The organism is Streptomyces sp. NPDC058773 (genome assembly GCF_042746015.1).
Taxonomy (GTDB): Bacteria; Actinomycetota; Actinomycetes; order Streptomycetales; family Streptomycetaceae; genus Streptomyces.
Map to the genome: position 1 here is coordinate 89,892 of NZ_JBHYPE010000026.1, position 20,434 is coordinate 110,325.

At 71.9% G+C, this 20,434-nt stretch carries 18 protein-coding genes and 1 pseudogene; 5 read left to right on the forward strand and 14 right to left on the reverse strand.

The features are described from left to right. Position 1: 1 nt before the first annotated feature. From ACFW5B_RS22450 to deoC, 3 genes are read right to left on the reverse strand one after another with little or no spacing between them, the layout of a single operon-like run. The gene (locus ACFW5B_RS22450; RefSeq protein ID WP_386442290.1) at positions 2 to 895 is read right to left on the reverse strand and encodes an aldehyde dehydrogenase family protein; all 894 of its coding nucleotides are present in this window, start codon (positions 893 to 895) and stop codon (positions 2 to 4) included. Further along, entirely contained in the window at positions 888 to 2,318 is a 1,431-nt protein-coding gene (locus ACFW5B_RS22455; RefSeq protein ID WP_386442294.1) for an aldehyde dehydrogenase family protein, read from the reverse strand. The genes ACFW5B_RS22450 and ACFW5B_RS22455 overlap by 8 nt, the downstream gene beginning before the upstream one ends. Positions 2,319 to 2,325: 7 nt before the next feature. After that, the gene (gene deoC / locus ACFW5B_RS22460) at positions 2,326 to 3,321 is read right to left on the reverse strand and encodes a deoxyribose-phosphate aldolase (RefSeq protein WP_386442343.1); all 996 of its coding nucleotides are present in this window, start codon (positions 3,319 to 3,321) and stop codon (positions 2,326 to 2,328) included. Positions 3,322 to 3,535: 214 nt separating this feature from the next. Here deoC and ACFW5B_RS22465 point away from each other — a divergent pair, with 214 nt between their 5' ends. Beyond that, positions 3,536 to 4,159 carry a PH domain-containing protein gene (locus tag ACFW5B_RS22465; RefSeq protein WP_386442297.1) on the forward strand — a complete coding sequence of 208 codons (624 nt, stop codon included), beginning with the start codon at positions 3,536 to 3,538 and terminating at the stop codon, positions 4,157 to 4,159. A 58-nt stretch (positions 4,160 to 4,217) separates the two neighbouring features. Here ACFW5B_RS22465 and ACFW5B_RS22470 read toward each other — a convergent pair whose 3' ends face one another. The 3 genes from ACFW5B_RS22470 to ACFW5B_RS22480 form a co-directional block, all read right to left on the reverse strand. Further along, positions 4,218 to 5,894: a phospho-sugar mutase gene (locus ACFW5B_RS22470; protein WP_386442300.1), complete on the reverse strand. Its 1,677-nt coding sequence runs from the start codon at positions 5,892 to 5,894 to the stop codon at positions 4,218 to 4,220. A gap of 281 nt (positions 5,895 to 6,175) precedes the next feature. Then, positions 6,176 to 6,997, reverse strand: a complete 822-nt coding sequence (locus ACFW5B_RS22475) for a purine-nucleoside phosphorylase (RefSeq protein ID WP_386442303.1) — start codon at positions 6,995 to 6,997, stop codon at positions 6,176 to 6,178. A 147-nt stretch (positions 6,998 to 7,144) separates the two neighbouring features. Beyond that, positions 7,145 to 7,582 carry a gamma-glutamylcyclotransferase gene (locus tag ACFW5B_RS22480; RefSeq protein WP_362604353.1) on the reverse strand — a complete coding sequence of 146 codons (438 nt, stop codon included), beginning with the start codon at positions 7,580 to 7,582 and terminating at the stop codon, positions 7,145 to 7,147. 163 nt (positions 7,583 to 7,745) lie between these two features. Here ACFW5B_RS22480 and ACFW5B_RS22485 point away from each other — a divergent pair, with 163 nt between their 5' ends. After that, complete coding sequence (locus tag ACFW5B_RS22485; RefSeq protein WP_386442307.1) at positions 7,746 to 9,191, forward strand: NAD(P)H-quinone dehydrogenase; 1,446 nt, start codon at positions 7,746 to 7,748, stop codon at positions 9,189 to 9,191. Between the two features lie 326 nt (positions 9,192 to 9,517). Then, on the forward strand, positions 9,518 to 10,462 hold the full coding sequence (locus ACFW5B_RS22490; protein WP_386442345.1) for a DeoR/GlpR family DNA-binding transcription regulator: 945 nt from the start codon (positions 9,518 to 9,520) through the stop codon (positions 10,460 to 10,462). 49 nt (positions 10,463 to 10,511) lie between these two features. Here the strand turns inward: ACFW5B_RS22490 and ACFW5B_RS22495 are convergent, their stop codons facing one another. Continuing rightward, a complete protein-coding gene (locus tag ACFW5B_RS22495; RefSeq protein WP_386442348.1) occupies positions 10,512 to 11,066 on the reverse strand; it encodes a TetR/AcrR family transcriptional regulator in 555 nt (184 codons plus the stop codon). Between the two features lie 428 nt (positions 11,067 to 11,494). Here ACFW5B_RS22495 and ACFW5B_RS22500 point away from each other — a divergent pair, with 428 nt between their 5' ends. Then, on the forward strand, positions 11,495 to 12,679 hold the full coding sequence (locus tag ACFW5B_RS22500) for an alpha/beta hydrolase (protein ID WP_386442310.1): 1,185 nt from the start codon (positions 11,495 to 11,497) through the stop codon (positions 12,677 to 12,679). 77 nt (positions 12,680 to 12,756) lie between these two features. Here ACFW5B_RS22500 and ACFW5B_RS22505 read toward each other — a convergent pair whose 3' ends face one another. After that, the gene (locus ACFW5B_RS22505; protein WP_386442313.1) at positions 12,757 to 14,526 is read right to left on the reverse strand and encodes an acetyl/propionyl/methylcrotonyl-CoA carboxylase subunit alpha; all 1,770 of its coding nucleotides are present in this window, start codon (positions 14,524 to 14,526) and stop codon (positions 12,757 to 12,759) included. Positions 14,527 to 15,025: 499 nt separating this feature from the next. Here ACFW5B_RS22505 and ACFW5B_RS22510 point away from each other — a divergent pair, with 499 nt between their 5' ends. After that, positions 15,026 to 15,475, forward strand: a complete 450-nt coding sequence (locus ACFW5B_RS22510; protein WP_386442316.1) for a hypothetical protein — start codon at positions 15,026 to 15,028, stop codon at positions 15,473 to 15,475. Between the two features lie 318 nt (positions 15,476 to 15,793). Here the strand turns inward: ACFW5B_RS22510 and ACFW5B_RS22515 are convergent. The 6 genes and pseudogenes from ACFW5B_RS22515 to mmpB form a co-directional block, all read right to left on the reverse strand. Further along, positions 15,794 to 16,183 (reverse strand): annotated as a pseudogene (locus ACFW5B_RS22515) (transposase); the annotation flags it as partial. 155 nt (positions 16,184 to 16,338) lie between these two features. After that, positions 16,339 to 16,902, reverse strand: coding sequence for a DJ-1/PfpI family protein (locus tag ACFW5B_RS22520; RefSeq protein ID WP_386442319.1), 564 nt, complete (start codon positions 16,900 to 16,902; stop codon positions 16,339 to 16,341). 51 nt (positions 16,903 to 16,953) lie between these two features. After that, positions 16,954 to 17,784, reverse strand: a complete 831-nt coding sequence (locus tag ACFW5B_RS22525) for an MOSC domain-containing protein (RefSeq protein WP_386442322.1) — start codon at positions 17,782 to 17,784, stop codon at positions 16,954 to 16,956. Positions 17,785 to 17,862: 78 nt separating this feature from the next. Next, positions 17,863 to 18,474: a nucleoside triphosphate pyrophosphatase gene (locus tag ACFW5B_RS22530; RefSeq protein ID WP_386442325.1), complete on the reverse strand. Its 612-nt coding sequence runs from the start codon at positions 18,472 to 18,474 to the stop codon at positions 17,863 to 17,865. 44 nt (positions 18,475 to 18,518) lie between these two features. Continuing rightward, a complete protein-coding gene (locus tag ACFW5B_RS22535; RefSeq protein ID WP_386442328.1) occupies positions 18,519 to 20,003 on the reverse strand; it encodes a peptidoglycan D,D-transpeptidase FtsI family protein in 1,485 nt (494 codons plus the stop codon). A gap of 164 nt (positions 20,004 to 20,167) precedes the next feature. Then, positions 20,168 to 20,296: a morphogenic membrane protein MmpB gene (mmpB, locus tag ACFW5B_RS22540; RefSeq protein WP_386442331.1), complete on the reverse strand. Its 129-nt coding sequence runs from the start codon at positions 20,294 to 20,296 to the stop codon at positions 20,168 to 20,170. Between the last annotated feature and the right edge of the window lie 138 nt (positions 20,297 to 20,434).

Genomic DNA, 20,434 nt, shown 5'->3' on the forward strand with positions numbered 1-20,434 from the left:
CCTAGACGCCCATGGGGTGCCAGACCGTCTTGGTCTCCAGGAAGGCCAGCAGGCGGTCGGTGCCGGGGTCGGCGGTCCAATTCGGCGGGGCCGGGCGGAGCACCCGCTTGAGGTTGTCGGCCGCGGCGGTCTCCAGTTCCTTTGCCAACTCCTCGTCCGCGCCCGCGAGGTCGAGGGCGTTGACGTCCTGGTGGGCGGCGAGCGGGGCGCCGAGTTCCGCGGTGCGGCCGGAGAGGATGTTGACGACGCCGCCCGGGAGATCGGAGGTGGCGAGCACCTCGGCCAGCGAGAGGGCGGGCAGGGGGGCGTCCTCGGCGGCCGCCACGACGACCGTGTTGCCGGTGACGATCGCCGGGGCGATCACCGAGACCAGGCCGAGGAAGGCCGAGTCCTGGGGGGCCAGGACCGCGACCACGCCGGTCGGCTCGGGGGCGGAGAGATTGAAGTACGGGCCGGCCACCGGGTTGGCGCCGCCGGCGATCTGGGCGACCTTGTCGGACCAGCCCGCGTACCAGACCCAGCGGTCGATCGCGGCGTCCACCTGGGCCGCGGCCTTCGCCTTCGACAGCCCCTCGGCCGCGGCGACCTCCGCGGTGAACTGGTCGCGGCGGCCCTCCAGCATCTCGGCGATGCGGTAGAGGATCTGGCCGCGGTTGTAGGCCGTGGCGCCGGACCAGCCGGCGAAGGCCTTACGGGCGGCGACCACCGCGTCCCGGGCGTCCTTACGGGAGGCCAGGGGCGCGTTGGCGAGCCATGCGCCCTTGCCCGCCGTGCCTGCGGCCGATGTCCCTGCGGTCACCTCGTACACCCGCCCGCTCTCGGACCGGGGGAACTTGCCCCCGACGTACAGCTTGTAGGTCTTGAAGACGGCGAGCCGGCCATTCTGCTCAGACATTGAGGTACGCCTCCAGACCGTGCCGGCCGCCCTCGCGGCCGTGGCCCGACTCCTTGTAGCCGCCGAAGGGCGAGGCCGGGTCGAACTTGTTGAACGTGTTGGACCAGATGACGCCCGCGCGGAGCTTGCTCGCCATCCACAGCATCCGCGAGCCCTTCTCCGTCCAGATGCCGGCGGAGAGGCCGTAGGGGGTGTTGTTGGCCTTCTCCACGGCCTCCGCGGGGGTGCGGAAGGTCAGGACGGAGAGCACCGGGCCGAAAATTTCCTCGCGGGCGATCCGGTGCGCCTGGGTGACGCCGGTGAACAGCGTCGGCGCGAACCAGTAGCCGGTGGAGGGCAGTTCGCAGGACGGGGACCAGCGCTCGGCGCCCTCGGCCTGGCCGGCGTCGGCCAGCTCGGTGATCCGGGCCAGCTGCTCGGCGGAGTTGATCGCGCCGATGTCGGTGTTCTTGTCGAGCGGATCACCCACCCGCAGGGTCTGCATCCGGCGCTTGAGGGCGTCCAGCAGCTCGTCCTGGACCGACTCCTGGACCAGCAGGCGGGAGCCCGCGCAGCAGACGTGGCCCTGGTTGAAGAAGATGCCGTTGACGATGCCCTCGACGGCCTGGTCGACCGGCGCGTCGTCGAAGACGATGTTCGCGGCCTTGCCGCCCAGCTCCAGGGTCAGCTTCTTGTCGGTGCCGGCGACCGTACGGGCGATGGCCTTGCCGACCTCGGTGGAGCCGGTGAAGGCGACCTTGTTGACGTCGGGGTGGGCGACCAGCGCGGCGCCGGTGGAGCCGTCACCGGTGAGGATGTTGACGACGCCCCGGGGCAGGCCCGCCTGGCGGCAGATGTCCGCGAAGAAGAGGGCGGACAGCGGAGTGGTCTCGGCGGGCTTCAGCACGACGGTGTTGCCGGTGGCCAGCGCCGGGGCGATCTTCCACGCCAGCATCAGGAGCGGGAAGTTCCACGGGATGACCTGGCCCGCGACGCCGAGGGGGCGCGGGTTCGGGCCGTAGCCCGCGTGGTCGAGCTTGTCGGCCCAGCCCGCGTAGTAGAAGAAGTGCGCGGCGACCAGCGGCAGATCGGCGTCCCGCGACTCCCGGATCGGCTTGCCGTTGTCCAGCGTCTCCAGGACGGCCAGCTCGCGCGAGCGCTCCTGGATGATCCGGGCGATCCGGAAGAGGTACTTGGCGCGCTCGGCGCCGGGCAGCGCGGACCACTTCTCGAAGGCCTTGCGGGCGGCCTTCACCGCGCGGTCGACGTCGTCGCCGGTGGCCTGCGCGACCTCGGAGAGGACCTCCTCCGAGGACGGCGAGACGGTCTTGAAGACCTTGCCGTCGGAGGCCGGGGCGAACTCGCCGTCGACGAACAGCCCGTAGGACGGCGCGATGTCGACGACCGCGCGGGACTCGGGGGCGGGTGCGTAATCGAAGGTCATGGGTGCCTCAGTCCACCGTGACGTAGTCGGGGCCGGAGTAGCGGCCGGTGCTGAGCTTCTGGCGCTGCATCAGCAGGTCGTTCAGGAGGCTGGAGGCGCCGAAGCGGAACCAGTCGGCGGTCAGCCAGGGCTCGCCGAGCGTCTCGTTGACCATCACCAGGTACTTGATCGCGTCCTTGGTGGTACGGATGCCGCCGGCCGGCTTCACGCCGACCTGGACGCCGGTGGCGGCGTGGAGGTCGCGCACCGCCTCCAGCATCAGCAGGGTGACCGGTGGGGTGGCGTTCACCGCGACCTTGCCGGTCGAGGTCTTGATGAAGTCGGCGCCCGCGAGCATCGCGAGCCAGGAGACCCGGCGGACGTTGTCGTACGTCTGGAGTTCACCGGTCTCGAAGATGACCTTGAGGTGGGCGGCGCTGCCGTCGGGCCGGGCACACGCCTCCTTGACGGCCTTGATCTCCTCGAAGACGTCCATGTAGCGGCCGGAGAGGAAGGCGCCGCGGTCGATCACCATGTCGATCTCGTCGGCGCCGGCCGCGACCGCGTCCCGGGTGTCGGCCAGCTTGACCGGCAGCGCGGCGCGGCCCGCGGGGAAGGCGGTGGCGACGGAGGCCACGTGGATACCGGAGTCGCCGAGCGCCTCCTTGGCCGTCGCGACCATGTCCGGGTAGACGCAGATCGCCGCGACCTGGGGGCTGGTGCGGTCGGTGGGGTCCGGGTGGATGCCCTTGGCGCACAGCGCCCGGACCTTGCCCGGGGTGTCCGCGCCTTCGAGGGTCGTCAGGTCGATCATCGAGATGCCGAGATCGATGGCGTACGCCTTCGCCGTCGTCTTGATCGAGCGGGTGCCGAGGGTGGCGGCGCGGGCCTCGAGGCCGACCGCGTCAACGCCCGGGAGGCCGTGGAGGAAGCGGCGCAGCGCACCGTCGTCGGCGGTCACGTCCGCCATTGACGCCAGACGCCCCGCGGCTTCCTTGCCGTATGCGGGAACAGTGATGGGCATGGTCACGAGGGGAGCATATCTACGCGCGTAGCGCCATGTCATCCCCTTCGACGGTCCGAATCCGGCCGGACGCGCGGGGCCGGAATCCGGCAACGTGCCCGGTGGCGGCGCCGGATGAGGCCGCAATACGGGGCGCGGGCCCGCCCACGGTCCGCGCCCGAATGATGCCGTAACGCAATGTCCGGCATCCGGACGGTCGGGCAGAATCGGCCCCATGACGAGCCAGGACCGGACCACCCCGCCCCAGCAGCAGTACGCGGAGCGCAGCTACCGCTCGCCCGCGGCCCTCGTCGGCGGCGTACTGCTCCTCCTGCTCGGACTCTGGCTCGGCGGGGACGCGCTGCTGCGCGGGACCACGCAGACCAGGGTCACGGCGCTGTTCGCGCTGCTCCTCGGGGTGCCCCTGGTGGTCGCCTTCACCCTGCGGCCGCTGGTCAGGGCGGGTGAGGACCGGCTGACGGTGCGCAATCCTTTCCGTACGGTCACGCTGCCGTGGGGCGCGGTGGAGGACCTGCGGGCGACGTTCTCCACCGAGGTGCTCACCAGCGGCGGCAAGTACCAGATGTGGGCCGTCCCGGTCTCGCTGCGGCAGCGCAAGAAGGTCAGCCGGCAGGCGGCGCGGGGCGCCGCGCCGCGGCCCCGCTTCGGGCAGAACGCCGACGCCGGGCCGGTGCCGCGCGCCATGGCCGACCAGACCCTCGACGAGCTGCGCGAGATCAAGGAGCGCGCCGCCCACCGCGAGAGCGCCCGGGGTGAGCCGGTGGTGCGCTGGTCGTACGCGATCATCGCGCCGCTCGCGGTGGGGGCGGTGGGGCTGGCTGTGATGCTGGCGTTGTAGGCGTCGCGGGAGTGGGGCGTGCGGCCCCCCGAAAGGCCCCGCCGCCCCGAAAGCCCCGTCAGATCCCCGCTGCCTCCGCCAGGTCCCGCTTGATCGACGCCAGCGCCGTCGCCGCCTTCGTCCGGGCCTCGGGCAGGGCATCGGCCGAGGCCACCGGGACCACGACCTCCAGGTAGCACTTGAGCTTGGGCTCGGTGCCGCTGGGGCGGACCACCACCCGGGCCGCCTCGATGCCGGCCTCCGGCGAACCGGACAGGTAGTAGCGCAGCCCGTCGGTCGGCGGCAGCGTCCCGGTGCCCCGGTTCAGATCGTCGGCGCGGGTCACGCTCAGCCCCGCCAGCGCGGCCGGCGGCTGTGCGCGCAGCCGGCCCATCGCGTCGGCGATCAGCGACAGGTCCTCGACCCGGACCGAGAGCTGATCGGTGGCGTGCAGGCCGTGTTCCAGCGCGAGGTCGTCGAGCAGGTCGGTGAGGGTGCGGCCGGACTGCTTGAGTTCCGCGGCCAGTTCGGTGATCAGCAGGGCGGCGGTGATGCCGTCCTTGTCGCGGACGCCCTCCGGGTCGACGCAGTAGCCGAGCGCCTCCTCGAAGGCGTACCGCAGACCGTCCACCCGGGCCAGCCACTTGAAGCCGGTCAGCGTCTCCTCGTACGGCAGCGCGGCGGCGGCCGCGATACGGGACATCAGCTGGGAGGAGACGATGGTCGTGGCGAAGGTGCCGGCCGCCCGCTTGCGCACCAGGTGGGCGGCGAGCAGCGCGCCGACCTCGTCGCCGCGCAGCATCCGCCAGCCCTCCGGCGTGCCCGGGGCGGGCACGGCGACGGCACAGCGGTCCGCGTCGGGGTCGTTGGCGATCACGATGTCGACGCCCGCGGTCTTCCGGGCGGTGGCGAACGCGAGGTCCATCGCGCCCGGCTCCTCCGGGTTGGGGAAGGCGACCGTCGGGAAGTCCGGGTCCGGCTCGGCCTGTTCGGCGACGACCACCGGGGCGGGGAACCCGGCCCGGCCGAAGGCGGCGACCAGGGTGTCCCGGCCGACGCCGTGCATGGGCGTGTAGACGACCGCGGTGTCCCGGGGGGAGCCGGGCGTCAGCACGGCGTCCGTACGCGCCAGATAGGCGGTCAGCACCGCGTCGTCGAGGGTCTCCCAGCCGTTCTCCGGGCGCGGGACGTCGGCCGGCGAGCGGACCGCGGCGATCTCGGCGGCGATCTCACCGTCCGCGGGCGGCACGATCTGGGAGCCGTCGCCCAGGTAGACCTTGTAGCCGTTGTCGCGGGGCGGGTTGTGGCTGGCGGTGACCTCGACTCCGGCCACCGCGCCCAGGTGCCTTATCGCGAAGGCCAGGACGGGGGTGGGCAGCGGGCGCGGCAGCACCGCGGCGCGCAGGCCCGCGCCGACCATCACGGCCGCCGTGTCCCGGGCGAAGTCGGCGCTCTTGTGGCGCGCGTCGTAACCGATGACCACCAGGCCCGAGCCGTCGCCCTGGGCCTTGAGGTACGCGGCGAGGCCGGCCGCGGCCCGGATGACCACGGAGCGGTTCATCCGCATCGGGCCCGCGCCCAGCTCACCGCGCAGCCCGGCGGTGCCGAACTGGAGGGTGCCGGCGAAGCGGTCGGCCAGCTCGTCGGTCTCCTCGGCTTCGATGAGCTTGGACAGCTCGTCCCGGGTCTCCGGGTCGGGGTCCTCGGCCAGCCATGCCTGGGCCCGGTTGATCAGCTCCGCGGGATCGGTAGCCACGTGATGCTCCTGACGGTGGATACGGGTGGGGGCGCGCTGAGGACAGCTGGGAAGGGGCCCTCTCGGCTCGTCACGCATACCCGGTATGCGGGTACGGGGAGCCGCAGAACCGGCCAATGCCACTGGATGGCAGCGCGCGGGGGAGGGATGCGCCGCGCGGTGGGGTGGACCGGCGGGCGGGCGGCGGACCGGTACGGCGGTGACGGCGGCGTGGCCCGGCGGGTGGGATGCACCCGCCGTGGCCGTCGGCCGTCGTCGCCGAGGTGCGGCGCCGTGGTGCCTCAGAGCTTGCCGAGCACCTGGGCGAGCAGGCTGCCCATCCGGGTCGCGGAGTCGCGGCCGGCCTGGAGCACCTCCTCGTGGTTGAGCGGCTCGCCCGTCATGCCGGCGGCGAGGTTCGTCACCAGCGACAGCCCGAGCACCTCGGCGCCGGCCTCGCGCGCCGCGATGGCCTCCAGGACCGTGGACATGCCGACCAGGTCGGCGCCCAGGGTCCGGAGCATCCGGATCTCGGCCGGGGTCTCGTAGTGCGGGCCGGGGAGCTGGGCGTAGACGCCCTCCTCCAGGCTCGCGTCGACCTCCTTGCACAGCGCGCGCAGCCGCGGCGAGTACAGGTCCGTCAGGTCGACGAAGTTCGCGCCGGCGATCGGGGAGGTCGCGGTCAGGTTGAGGTGGTCGCTGATGAGGACCGGCTGGCCGGGGCGCATGCCGTCGCGCAGACCGCCGCACCCGTTGGTGAGGACCACGGTCTTGCAGCCGGCCGCGACGGCGGTGCGGACGCCGTGCGCGACCGCGGCGACCCCGCGGCCCTCGTAGTAGTGGGTGCGGCCCAGGAAGACCAGCGCCCGCTTCGCACCGACCTGGTACGAGCGGATCTTGCCGCCGTGCCCGGCGACGGCCGGCGGCGGGAAGCCGGGCAGCTCGGTGATCGGGAATTCGTGCTCGGGCGCGCCCAGGGCCTCGGCGGCCGGCGCCCAGCCCGAGCCCATCACCAGGGCGACGTCATGGGTCTCGGCGCCGGTCAGCTCGCGCAGACGGGCGGCGGCGTCGGCGGCGGCACCCTGGGGGTCGCGCGCGATGTCCGGAGTAACAGATGCGTTCACGCGGACGAGGGTAACCGCTCATGCCCTACGCGCGTAGATGTCGCTGCTCACCGTATGCGGACCGGATGGTTGTGGCATCTGCCAAAAGCAGGTGTCCCGGGCGCGTCGCGGCACCCGCACCGGCGGCGTGCCCGCCGGTGCGGCACGTCAGCAGGGCCGCTTGCGCAGCTCCATCACATAGTCGTGCGGCGCGCCCGCCGACTCCGCGGCGTCCGCGATCTCGCCCAGATAGCGGGCCGACGGCAGACCGCCCTCATAGCCGTTGAGGACATAGATCCATGCCGCCTCGTCGCCGTCGAGGGTGTGTACCCGCACCCGCATCCGGCGGTAGATGTCCATGCCGACGCCCTCCCAGCGGTCCATGGACTCCTCGTCCATGGGCGCGATGTCGTAGAGCGCGACGAAGAGCTGGGAGCGGGGGGACTCGACGACCGTCGCCAGCGCGCCTTCCCAGCCCATCTGCTCGCCGCCGAAGGTGAGCCGCCAGCCGTTGAGCCAGCCGGTGCCGCGCAGCGGCGAGTGCGGTGCGCGGCGGGACATCAGCCGCGCGTCGAGGTTGCCGGCGTACGCGGCGTAGAGCGACATGGTTCCGAGGGTACGGGAGGTTGCCCGCCGGGCTCGTGGTACCGGAGCCCCGGACGGGAGACCCGGTGGCGCGTGGCCCCCGGTCCTGGTGGCGCGTGCCCCTGGTGCCCGTCGGGGACGGAGTGCGCCCCCGGGCGAGAGCGACGTACGGGCGTGCGGGACAATGGAGTACGTGACTCGGATCGTGATCATCGGTGGTGGACCCGGCGGCTACGAAGCGGCCCTGGTGGCGGCTTCTCTCGGCGCGGAGGTGACCGTCGTCGACTGCGACGGTCTGGGCGGGGCGTCGGTGCTGACCGACTGCGTGCCGTCGAAGACTCTGATCGCCACCGCCGAGGTGATGACGACCTTCGACTCCTCGTACGAGGAGCTGGGCATCATCGTCGAGGACGACACGCCGTACGTGGACCGGCCGGCCCGGGTCGTCGGCGTCGACCTCGGCAAGGTCAACCGGCGCGTCAAGCGCCTCGCGCTGGCCCAGTCGCATGACATCACCGCGTCCGTGACCCGCGCCGGTGGCCGGGTCATGCGCGGCCGCGGGCGGCTGGAGCCGGGCCAGGCGCCGGACGGCTCCCGCAAGGTCACGGTCACCGCCGCCGACGGCACCAAGGAGGGTCTGATCGCGGACGCGGTGCTGATCGCCACCGGCGCGCACCCCCGCGAGATCCCGGACGCGCTCCCCGACGGCGAGCGCATCCTGAACTGGACCCAGGTCTACGACCTCGACGAGCTGCCCGAAGAACTGATCGTGGTCGGTTCCGGTGTCACCGGCGCCGAGTTCGCCGGTGCCTACCAGGCGCTCGGCTCCCGCGTCACCCTCGTCTCCTCCCGCGACCGGGTGCTGCCGGGCGAGGACCCGGACGCCGCCGCCGTCCTGGAGGACGTCTTCCGCCGCCGCGGCATGAACGTCATGGCGCGCTCGCGGGCCCAGTCCGCCAAGCGGGTCGGCGACCGCGTCGAGGTCACGCTGTCCGACGGCCGCACGATCTCCGGTACGCACTGCCTGATGGCGGTCGGCTCCATCCCCAACACCGAGGACATGGGCCTGGAAGCGGCCGGCGTCAAGCTCAAGGAGTCCGGCCACGTCTGGACCGACAAGGTCTCCCGCACCAGCGCCCAGGGCGTGTACGCGGCCGGTGACTGCACCGGCGTCTTCGCGCTGGCGTCCGTCGCCGCGATGCAGGGCCGGATCGCGATGTACCACTTCCTCGGTGACGCGGTCACCCCGCTGAACCTCAAGACGGTCTCCGCGAACGTCTTCACCGACCCGGAGATCGCCACCGTCGGTTACTCCCAGGCCGATGTCGACAGCGGCAAGATCGACGCCCGGGTCGTCAAGCTCCCGCTGCTGCGCAACCCGCGCGCCAAGATGCAGGGCATCCGCGACGGCTTCGTGAAGCTGTTCTGCCGCCCCGGCACCGGCATCGTCGTCGGCGGTGTGGTCGTCTCCCCGCGCGCCAGTGAGCTGATCCACCCCATCTCGATCGCGGTCGACAACAATCTGACCGTCGAGCAGATCGCCAGCGCCTTCACGGTCTACCCGTCGCTGTCCGGCTCGATCGCCGAGGTCGCCCGCCAGCTGCACACGCGCAAGGCCGGGAACGAATAACCGGTCCCGGGCGGGACGGCGGCGGCCGATTCACATGTTTGTGCCCCCCGTGCGCACTGGGGATGAAACGTGCCTGCACCGGCCGGGGACCGGCCCGTTCCGGGGGCCCGCCGCCGCGGGCCCCGTCAGGGCGACTGACCAGGGGTCAAGCGGATCGTCCCGCCCGGCAGTTCGACATCCGCACGACATATGCACACCGCATACCACGTCACGCTCCGCGGTGTGAACAACTTCCGTTAATTGGTGCAACCTGCTGAAAACAGACGGTCGTTGGCGTTACTGTCAGTTTCGTGTTCGCTGCAGAACGTCGCCAATTGATCCTTGAAATGGTGCGCGCCAACGGAGCCGTATCGCTCCGGGAGCTCGCCCGCGTCGTCCAGACCTCCGAAGTGACCGTACGGCGGGACGTGCGGGCGCTGGAGGCAGAAGGACTGCTCGACCGCCGGCACGGCGGTGCGGTCCTGCCGGGAGGCTTCACCCGCGAATCAGGATTCCCACAGAAGTCCCATCTAGCGACCGCGGAGAAGACGGCCATCGCCGATCTCGCGGCCGGCTTCGTCGAAGAGGGCGAGGCCATCGTCGTCGGCGCGGGAACGACCACGCAGGAGCTGGCCCGCCGGCTCGCCCGCGTCCCCGGTCTGACCGTCGTCACCAACTCCCTCCTGGTCGCCCAGGCGTTGGCCCATGCCAACCGCGTCGAGGTCGTGATGACCGGCGGCACCCTGCGCGGCTCCAACTACGCGCTGGTCGGCAGCGGTGCCGAGCAGTCCCTCCAGGGGCTGCGGGTGTCCCGCGCCTTCCTGTCGGGCAGCGGTCTGACCGCCGAGCGCGGGCTGTCCACCTCCAACATGCTCTCCGCCAGCGTCGACCGGGCGCTGGTGCAGGCGGCGGGGGAGGTGGTGGTGCTCGCCGACCACACCAAGCTCGGCTCCGACACGATGTTCCAGACCGTGCCGACGGACGTGATCACACGGCTGGTCACGGACGAGCCGCCGGGTCATGACGACCGCGCCGCCACGGAGCTGCAGGCGCTGGCCGATCAGGGCGTCCAGATCGCCGTCGCGAACGGCTCGGGCGTGGGCCACGGGCCAGGGCAGCCGGGGATGGACCCCGGCCCGGGGGACCGCCGAGGGCCCCGGCGGGACGTCCCGCTCCCGGGCCAGCGGCGCAGTCATCCGCCGGGCACCGGGGCCGGTGGATCACAGCTCCGCTCGGCCCCCTCCCTGAGCGAGGCCGGCCGGGTCGCCGACCTGGCACCACGGCGCCGCTGAACGCCGCAGTCGGGGGCGCGCCACAGGGGCGCGCCGTCCCGGCGGTCCGTCAGCGGTTCTCCCCCTTCAGCCCGCGCAGCGTGAGCCTCAGCAGCCGGTCGGCGAGCTGCGGGTCGTCCGGGGATTCCTCGGCGGCCAGCGCGATGCCGTTGGTCAGCTGCATCAGATCGCCGATGTTCACGTCCGGCCGCACCGCCCCGGCCTGCCGGGCGCGGGTCAGCAGCGCCTCGCCGGCCTCCCGCATCGGCACGCTGCACCGCGCCATCCCCGAGCTGTCGTCCGCCGATGCCGTCATCAGTGCCCGCGACAGCCCGCGGTAGGTGGTGGCGTGGGTGATGATCGCGCGCAGCCACTCGACCAGGGCGGCGCACGGCTGCGGGGCGTCCGCCAGCTCCCTGGCCTGGGTCAGCAGGGCATCCACCTCGCCCTGGAAGACCGCGCCCATCAGGGCCGTGCGGTTGGGGAAGTGCCGGTAGAGGGTGCCGATCCCGACGCCGGCGCGCCGGGCGATGTCCTCCAGCGAGGTGTCCGTGCCGCGCTCGGTGAAGGCCGTACGGGCCTCGGTCAGCAGCCGCTCGTAATTGCGCCGGGCATCGGCCCGCATCGGGCGTACGTCCTGCCCCCGCGCCGGTGCGGTCACCACCGGCTCCGTCGTCTGCGGCTGCCCAGCCGTCTCGGTCGCCATCGCCGTCCTCCCTCGCCCCGGCCGGGTGGGCCGGTGGGTCCAGGATGCCATCGCGTCCTCGGCGGCCGCCCGGGGCTGTGGACATGCCATTACCGGATGGATCCTCCGAATAGCTCGAAACCGGTCCGGCACGTCCGCCCGATGGCCGCCCGGCAGACCCCGGATGAAGTCCCGGCAACCCCCGGCCGTCGCGCGGCCGAACACCTCGCCCGCCCCGCAACGCCCCGCCTCCACGGCCCATCAAACCAGGCGCAATGAGGTCTTCCGGGAGCTTCCGGGGGCCGGGGAGGACGACGCGTGGACCGCCGGGGGAGCGGGCGCGGCGCGGGACATCTGGGGAAGACGTCATGGGACTGACCAGCCGATCGCTGTTGTACGCCATGGTCGCGGTCGCCGTGGTCTGTGTGGGCCTCACGCTCTGGCTGTGGCCGCGGTTCGCCGGGCGCGGTCCGCGGGCGCTGTTGGGGAGGCTCGGCTCGATCGCCGTGACCCAGCTGGCCATCGTCGCGGCGCTCGGCCTCGTGGTGAACACCAACTTCCAGTTCTACGCGTCCTGGCACGAGCTGCTCGGGCTGTACGACGACGCACCGGCCGCGGTCGGCAAATGGGGCGGCCAGGGGGCGGCCGGGCCCGTCGGTGACCCGTCGAAGGGGCTCGTACAGACCTCGGGGCCGGAGGGCCTGGACAAGGTGCACGGGCTGCCGAAGGGGGCGCCGGCGCAGGCCGGCAAGGTGGAGACCGTACGGATCGTCGGGAAGCGGACCCGGGCCGTGAACCCGGCGTACGTCTATCTGCCGCCGCAGTACTTCCAGCCCCAGTACGCCCGGCAGCGGTTCCCCGTCATCGTCGCGCTCAGCGGCTACCCCGGCGGGATCTTCCTGCTCGGCCAGCATCTGCGGCTGCCGGAGACCGCGGGGCGAATGATGCGGACCGGACAGCTGCAGCCGACCGTCATCGTGATGCTGCGGCCCACCATCGCCCCGCCCCGCGACACCCAGTGCGTCGATGTGCCGGGCGGCCCGCAGGCCGAGACGTTCTTCGCCCGCGATGTGCCGGACGCGCTCCGGTCGCACTACCGCGTCGGCCACGACCCCGGTGGCTGGGGCCTGCTGGGCTACTCCTCGGGCGGCAGCTGCGCCCTTCAGCTCGCCATGCGGCACGACCGTACGTACACCGCCGCGGCCGCCCTCTCGCCCGATTACCGGGCCAGCAATGACGCCACGACCGGGAACCTCTTCGGGGAGGGGCGGGATGGCGTGCGCCGCCGCCAGGAGCACGATCTGATGTGGCGTCTGCGGCATCTGCCCGCGCCCCGGGTCGACGTCCTGGTGGGCACCAGCCGCACCGGCGAGAAGAACTACCCGGCGGCCAAGGCCTTCCTCGCCGCCGTCAAACCGCCGATGAAGGCGGAATCCGTCGTCCTCGACCACGGCAGCCACAACTTCGCCACCTGGCGGCGCGAACTGCCCGCCGCCCTGGAGTGGATGGGCCGGTCGCTGAGCTTCCCGGAGGACGTGGTGGGGAACTCGTAGCGGCGGTGGAAACGACGCGAGGGGCTCCCGGCGGTGAAGCCGGGAGCCCCTCGTCCGTCTGGTCGGACGGCCTCGGGTCAGTCCTTGATCTCGCAGATCACCGCGCCGGAGGTGAGCGCCGCGCCGACCTCGGCGGTCAGGCCCTTGATGGTGCCGGAGCGGTGCGCGTTGAGCGGCTGCTCCATCTTCATGGCCTCCAGGACGACGACCAGCTCGCCCTCGGTGACCTGCTGGCCCTCCTCGACGGCGACCTTGACGATGGTGCCCTGCATCGGGGAGGCGAGCGCATCGCCGGAGGCGGCGCCGCCGGACTTCTTGGCGGCCTTGCGCTTCGGCTTGGCACCGCCGGCGACCGCGGCCCGCGCCAGCGGCATGCCCAGCGAGGACGGCAGCGAGACCTCCAGGCGCTTGCCGCCGACCTCGACGACCACCGTCTCGCGGCTGTCGGCCTCCGCCTCGTCCGCGCCGGGGGCGGCGAACGGGGGGATCTCGTTGACGAACTCGGTCTCGATCCAGCGGGTGTGGACCGTGAACGGGTCGGCGGAGCCGGTGAGTTCGGGAGCGAACGCCGGGTCCTGGACGACCGTGCGGTGGAACGGGATGGCGGTGGCCATGCCCTCCACCCGGAACTCGTTCAGGGCGCGGGCGGCACGCTGCAGGGCCTGCTGACGGGTGGCGCCGGTGACGATCAGCTTGGCCAGCAGGGAGTCCCAGGCCGGGCCGATGACGCTGCCGGACTCCACACCCGCGTCCAGACGGACACCGGGGCCCGACGGCGCGTCGAACCTGGTGACCGTGCCGGGCGCCGGGAGGAAGTTGCGGCCCGGGTCCTCACCGTTGATCCGGAACTCGAAGGAGTGGCCGCGGACCTCCGGGTCGTCGTAGCCGAGCTTCTCGCCGTCGGCGATCCGGAACATCTCACGGACCAGGTCGAGGCCGGTGACCTCTTCGGTGACCGGGTGCTCGACCTGCAGACGGGTGTTGACCTCCAGGAAGGAGATCGTGCCGTCCTGGCCGACGAGGAACTCGCAGGTGCCCGCGCCCTCGTAGCCGGCCTCCTTGAGGATGGCCTTGGACGCGCGGTACAGCTCGGCGTTCTGTTCGGCCGTCAGGAACGGCGCCGGGGCCTCCTCCACCAGCTTCTGGTGGCGGCGCTGCAGCGAGCAGTCACGGGTCGAGACCACGACCACGTTGCCGTGCTTGTCGGCCAGGCACTGGGTCTCCACGTGCCGCGGGCGGTCCAGGTAGCGCTCGACGAAGCACTCGCCGCGACCGAAGGCGGCGACCGCCTCACGCACCGCGGAGTCATACAGCTCCGGCACCTCTTCGAGGGTCCGGGCCACCTTCAGACCGCGGCCGCCGCCACCGAAGGCGGCCTTGATCGCGATGGGCAGGCCGTGCTCCTTGGCGAAGGCCACGACCTCCTCCGAACCGGAGACCGGGTCGGGCGTACCGGCGACCAGCGGCGCACCGGCGCGCTGGGCGATGTGCCGCGCGGCGACCTTGTCACCGAGGTCGCGGATGGCCTGCGGGGGCGGGCCGATCCAGGTCAGCCCGGCGTCCAGGACGGCCTGCGCGAACTCCGCGTTCTCCGACAGGAAGCCGTACCCGGGGTGGATGGCGTCCGCGCCCGAATCGGCGGCGGCCGCCAGGACCTTGGCGATGTCCAGGTAACTGGTGGCAGGAGTGTCACCGCCCAAGGCGTACGCCTCGTCTGCCGCGCGTACGTGCAGGGCGTCCCGGTCGGGGTCGGCGTAGACCGCTACGCTGCCGATCCCCGCGTCCCGGCATGCACGGGCAACGCGAACAGCGATTTCGCCACGGTTGGCGATGAGCACCTTGCGCACGATGGGTCCTTCCTTGGCGCTTCGCCGCATCTATTGGATGCCGCGATTTTAGGGACTGGCGACACCGCGTGCCGACCCGTTCCCTGGGGTGAGCTTGCCCACACGGAGTGTGCTCGGGGCGCCAGTGAGGAACCTGATTCCCCTGGTATCCCAGGGTAGGCCCGGATTTCCGGGCTCCGGATCGGGGCCCGGTGTGGCCTAGGTCTCGAACTTCGGGCCTCCAGCGGATCGTCAATTCTTTGTGGAGTCCCTACGAATGGGCGAAGGAATCTTTGCGGTCGACTCCGTCCGTCGGCGCGCCGCCGGTCCCGTGATCCACAGTCGTCCCGCACCCGCTCGTGCACAACCCTTGCCCAAGCCATTACCCATTAGTAGCGTGCCCGCTGTCTTCTGTACTCGTGGTAACCGGGGTAACGGCGGCAACAGGCGCCCACATGGCGCATCGGGCTGGGGCGAACGGCGGAAGTGGGTGGACGGGGTGAGAGTGGCGCGACGGCCGGTGGCCGTGACAGCGGCGGTGGTGCTGATCCTGGAGGCGTTCGGGATCGTGCTGCTCAACTGGATTCTGAGCATCGTCGTCGACCGGCAGCAGATGTCGCTGGCCGGTCTGCAGCCGCGTGCGATGTCCGCCGGCTCCTGGATAGGCGGCATCCTCTTCGGCCTCTTTCTGCTGTTCTGCGCCGGCGTCCTGCTCCGCGGCGCCCTGCGTGACCGCGCCCCCGGCGGCTTCGCCCGGATCGCCCTCATCAGCTGCGCGGTGGTGCACGGCCTCCTGGGCGCCTTCGCGGTCGGCCTGGTCGGCTGGGTCGCCTTCCTCGCGATGATGGTGGTGCTCGGGCTGCTGGTGCTGACGCTGATGGCGTACGGCGAGGGCCTTACGGGCGACGCGCACGGAAACGCGGAAAACCCCCCGAACGGCGCACCGCCGGTGGCCCCCACCTCCGCCTGACCCCGCGCACCCCGTCCCTCGCCGGGGGCGGGCACTCTCCCGCCAGGCCCGAACTCCCCTTTCCCCGGGGCGGATCGACGCCCCCGAGGGCCCCGCGACACGCCCGGGCAGGCTCGTCGCGCGAGGTCGTACGACGGGGGATGGTGCGCATGCCTGCATCGGTTGCGGGTGCGGCGGGCCGGGCGCGCGGGAGCGCGATCGGCCCCTGCACGGTGCTGGGGGAGCTGGATGACGAAGCGTCCGGGATACCCGTACCGGAACGGCGGCTCATCGGGCGGAGCGCGGACGGCGACCGTACGGTCCTGATCGGCGTGCCGCTGCCTCGATCCACTGGCGGACACGGGTGGTCTTCCCGTGTCTGACCGGCTCGTCCTTGCGGTCCGGCCGCACCAGGTGAACGCCGAGTCGCTCGGTGAGGAAGGCTTCGAGCCCCTTGCCCGCGAAGCCCTTGTCGGCCAGGACCACCTGACCGGCTCCGATGAGGTGGTGGTCGCGTTCCGGCAGCGCGGTCATCACCTCCCGTTCGCCGAGCTGGGGGTTGGCCGGGCACCAGGTGACGGGCATGCCTTCGGCGGTGGTGACCAGGTGGAGCCGCAGTCCCCAGAAGAAGCGGGAGTGGCCGCGGCAGTAGCCGTAGCCGGCCTGTCCGGCCAGGTCGGAGCGTTTGACGGTCTCACGCGAGGCGGCGCAGGGCGACGTGTGCTGGTCTCGGTGGGCCCCTGAACACCCCTGATGGGCCCAACGCGGTTCGTTTCCGGGCCCGATGGCATCCCGACCTTGGTCGAGGCGGGCTTCGGCAGTTGCCGGTCTGACGGTGACCGGAACGGCCACCGTCAGATGCCGACATGCCCCCGCCCCCGCCGCTACTTCACCGGCGCGTGCTCCCGCAGCACCTCCACGAACGCGCGCATCCAGTCCGGGTGGTCGGGCCAGGCGCGGGCTGAGACGATCTTGCCGTCCACTACCGCGGGGCCGTCGACGAAGGTGCCGCCGCCCAGTTCGACGTCCGGTGCGCAGGCCGGGTAGGCGGAGGTGCGGCGGCCCTTGAGGACGCCCAGGGGCGCCAGGGAGAGGGCCGCGTGGCAGATGTGGGCGACGGGTTTGTCGGCGTCGAAGAAGTGGGTGACGACGCGTCGGAAGCCGGCGTCGTTGCGGAGGTATTCGGGGGCCCGGCCGCCGGGGAGCACCAGCGCCGCGAACTCGGCCGGGTCGACCTCGGAGAGCGCGAGGTCGGACGGCCAGGAGTGGCCCTCGCGCTCCACGTAGGTGTCGAAGTTGTCGACGAAGTCATGGACGACGAACTGGAGCTTCTTGCGGGAGGGGGCCGCGATCACGGGTTCGTACCCCTCCTCCAGCAGCCGCTGGTAGGGGTAGAAGAACTCCAGGTCCTCGGTGGCGTCACCGGCGACGATCAGGATCTTCGGCATGGTGCGGACTCCTCATGACGGTGTCGACCGGGGCGATCGACTCGTTTCGGGTCAATCGGTTCCCCACTCGGTGACCTCGAATGCGTCGCCCACCGACACCTTTCCGGGGACCACCACCGAGAACTTCGCGCCGAACGCCACCCCGCCCTCCGGCACCCGCCGGTACGCGGCGAGCGTGCGCAGCGGTTCGGGGCCCGCCTTGTCCCCCGTGCGCTGGTCGACGAGGGTGACCGCGCAGCGGATGGCGAGTTTGGTGAACCCCAGCTCGGCGCCGCCGACCGTGACCCGCCGCACCCGGTCCTCGGTCTGCGGGGCGTCCCAGCCGTCCACCACGAGGTTGGGCCGGAAGCGGTCCAGCGGGACCGGGCGGCGGCCGGCCGCGGTGATCCGGCGGTTGAGGTCGTCGAAGCTGGCCCGGGAGAGGATGTGCAGGGCGCTGCTGTCGGCGAAGCCGGAGGTGCCGGGGGTGAGTCCGTCGGTCACCCGGTCGTGCTCCGGCGGCACCCGCACCAGCCGGCTCTCCGCGCCCAGCACCTCGGACAGCCACCCGGCCACGCGGTCGCCCTGGTCGACCGCGCGGTACGGCGTCCCGAACATCTCGACGTCGGAGCGGGCGTCCGAGCCCGTGCCGAAGTCGATGTCCAGGTGGAGTGGGTCCCGGCCCGGCGCGTGCAGGGTGAGGTGGGTTCCGTCGGCGCCGACCTCCGGCCGGATCAGTGCCAGCCGGGGGTCGGCGCGCTGGCTGCGGAAGACGCCGCCGGGACCGACGACCAGGAAGCTGCGGTCATGGGCGAGGCCGGCCGGGGTGACTTCCGTCGCGTCCGCCGGGACGCCGGCACAGCCCTTGATGGGGTAGCTGATCAGCTCGACGACTAATGCCATGCGGGCAGCCTAAGCGCCGCACGCCCGCCCGTTCCGGGCTTTACCGCGAGTGGTCACACCCTGGCGCGCGGGCGCCGCTCAGGTCCACAGGTCGGTGATCGCGACGTCCAGGTCGGCGAGCAGCCGGCGCAGCAGCGGCAGGGAGAGGCCGATGACATTGCCGGGGTCGCCGTCGATGCCTTCGATGAAGGGGGCGGAGCGGCCGTCGAGAGTGAAGGCGCCCGCGACGAAGAGCGGTTCGCCGCTCTCGACGTAGGCGGCGATCTCGGCGTCGGTCGGCTCGCCGAAGCGGACCGTGGTCGCGGCGGTGTCGGCCACCCGGCGGCCGGTCGCGGTGTCGATGACGCAGTGGCCGGTCTGCAGGATGCCGGAGCGGCCGCGCATGGACTTCCAGCGGGCGGTGGCGTCCTCGGCGTCGGCGGGCTTGCCGAGCGCCTGCCCGTCCAGCTCCAGGACCGAGTCACAGCCGACGACCAGGGCACCGGCGGCCTCCGGGCGGGCGGCGACCACCTCGGCCTTCGCCTCGGCGAGCACCCGGGCCAGCTCACCGGGCGTCGCGGCGGTGAGCGACTCCTCGTCGACGCCGCTGACGATGACCTCGGGGGCCAGTCCGGCCTGGCGCAGCAGGCCCAGCCGGGCCGGGGACTGGGAGGCGAGGACGAGACGGCGGGGGCGGGACTCTTGGGTCATGCCCGCCATCGTACGGAGCCCCGGTGACCGGGGCGCCGCCCGGCTTACTTCTTCAGCACCGCCTCCATGACCGACTTCGCGATCGGCCCGCCCAGCTTGCCGCCGGCGATCTCCTCCCGGGGAATGGACATGTCCTTGGGGTCGACGAAGACGGCGACCGCGACCGGGGAGCTGCCGTCACTCTGCTTGGCGTAGGAGACGAACCAGGCGTAGGGGCGCTCGTCGTTGACGTTCGCGCCGTGCTGGGCGGTACCGGTCTTGCCGCCGACGGTCACCCCGTCGATCGCGGCCTTGTCGGCGGTGCCCTCGTTGACGGTGTACTCCATCATCTCCTGCACCTTCTTCGCGGTGTCGGCGGAGACGGCCTGGGACATCATCTTCGGCTCGGCCTTCTCGATGGTCGACAGGTCGGAGCCGCGCACCTCGTCGACGAGGTGCGGCATCATCACCTTGCCGTCATTGGCGAGGCCGGCGGCCACCATCGCCATCTGCATCGGCGTGCTGGTCAGGCTGCCCTGGCCCATACCCGTCAGCGCGGTCTGCGGCTTGTCGAGCTTGTCCGGGTAGAGGCTCTTGGTGGCCAGCAGGTCCCCGAGGTCCTCGTCGTAGACATTCTCGTTGAAGCCGAACTTCTGGGCGGTCTCGCGCATCTTGTCCTTGCCGACCTTCAGCGCGGCGTCGAGGAAGACGTTGTTGCACGACCACTGCATACCGGTCTTCAGCGAGGCCTTGTCACAGGGCGCGCCCGCGACGTCGTTCCCGACCTTCGTGGTGCTCTGCGGCAGCTGGTAGGGGGCGGGCGCGCCCGACGGCGCGTTGATGTCGGAGACCACGCCGTGCTCCAGGGCCGCCGCCGCGGTGAGGATCTTGAAGGTGGAGCCGGGGGCGTAGGTCTCGCGCAGCGCCCGGTTGCTCAGCGGCTTGGACTTGTCGGCGTCCAGCTCCTTGAACTTCTTGCCCTCGGCGTTGGAGATACCGGTGAAGACCGACGGGTCGTAGGAGGGGGTGGAGGCGAGCGCCAGGACCCGGCCGTCGCGCGGGTCGAGCGCGACCACCGCGCCCTTGGCGTTCAGGTCGGTCAGGCCCTTGTACGCGGCCTTCTGCGCCTTGGGGTCGATGGTGGTGATCACATCGCCGCCGCGCGGCTTCTCGCCGGTCAGGATGTCTTTGGCGTTCTTGAGGGCGAGCCGGTCGTCCTTGCCGCTGAGCACCTTGTTGTAGATGCCCTCCAGGAAGGACGTCCCCTGGGCCTGGGAGGCGAAGCCGGTGACCGGCGCGTACATCGGGCCGTCCTTGTACGTCCGCTTGTACTTGAAGTCGCCGGAGGTCGCCACCGAGCCGGTGACCGGCTTGCCGCCGACGATGATGTTGCCGCGCGGGTAGGAGAACGCCTCGATCTTGACGCGGCGGTTGTTCGGGTCGTTGGCGAGCTTCTCGCCCTGGACGAACTGGACCCAGGTCGCGCGCGCCAGCAGGGCCAGCACCAGCACCCCGCAGAACACGGCTATATGTCTCAGCGGCCTGTTCATCGCTCTCCCACTCCCGTCCGGCTGCCGCCCGGACGGCAGCCGGGCGCCCGAATTGCGCTCTCAAGGGAGGAAGAAGCAATTTCGGGGGAGGTGGTTGCGGAAGAGAACTGTGAGAGTCGCCTCCCCTTATGCGGGAACGATGATCTTCGTGCCTGCGGGGACGGCTATCGCCCCGCGAGCAGGACCATCAGCACGACCGCGGCCACGGCCAGCACGACGCCCAGCCGACGGAGCTTGTCCTGAACTTCGCGCAGCTCCTCAGGAGGCTCATCGGGCGGATCTGACCACAGCATGTATCGATCCTGTGCCCGGCACGCCCGTGGCGCCTGAGTACGCGTACTCAGGCGCCACCCCGAAAAGGCACAATAAGAGGGCCCACAACACACCCCGCCGCGCCGCCGGCCCCCCCGGGGCCAACGCGAAATAGGCCC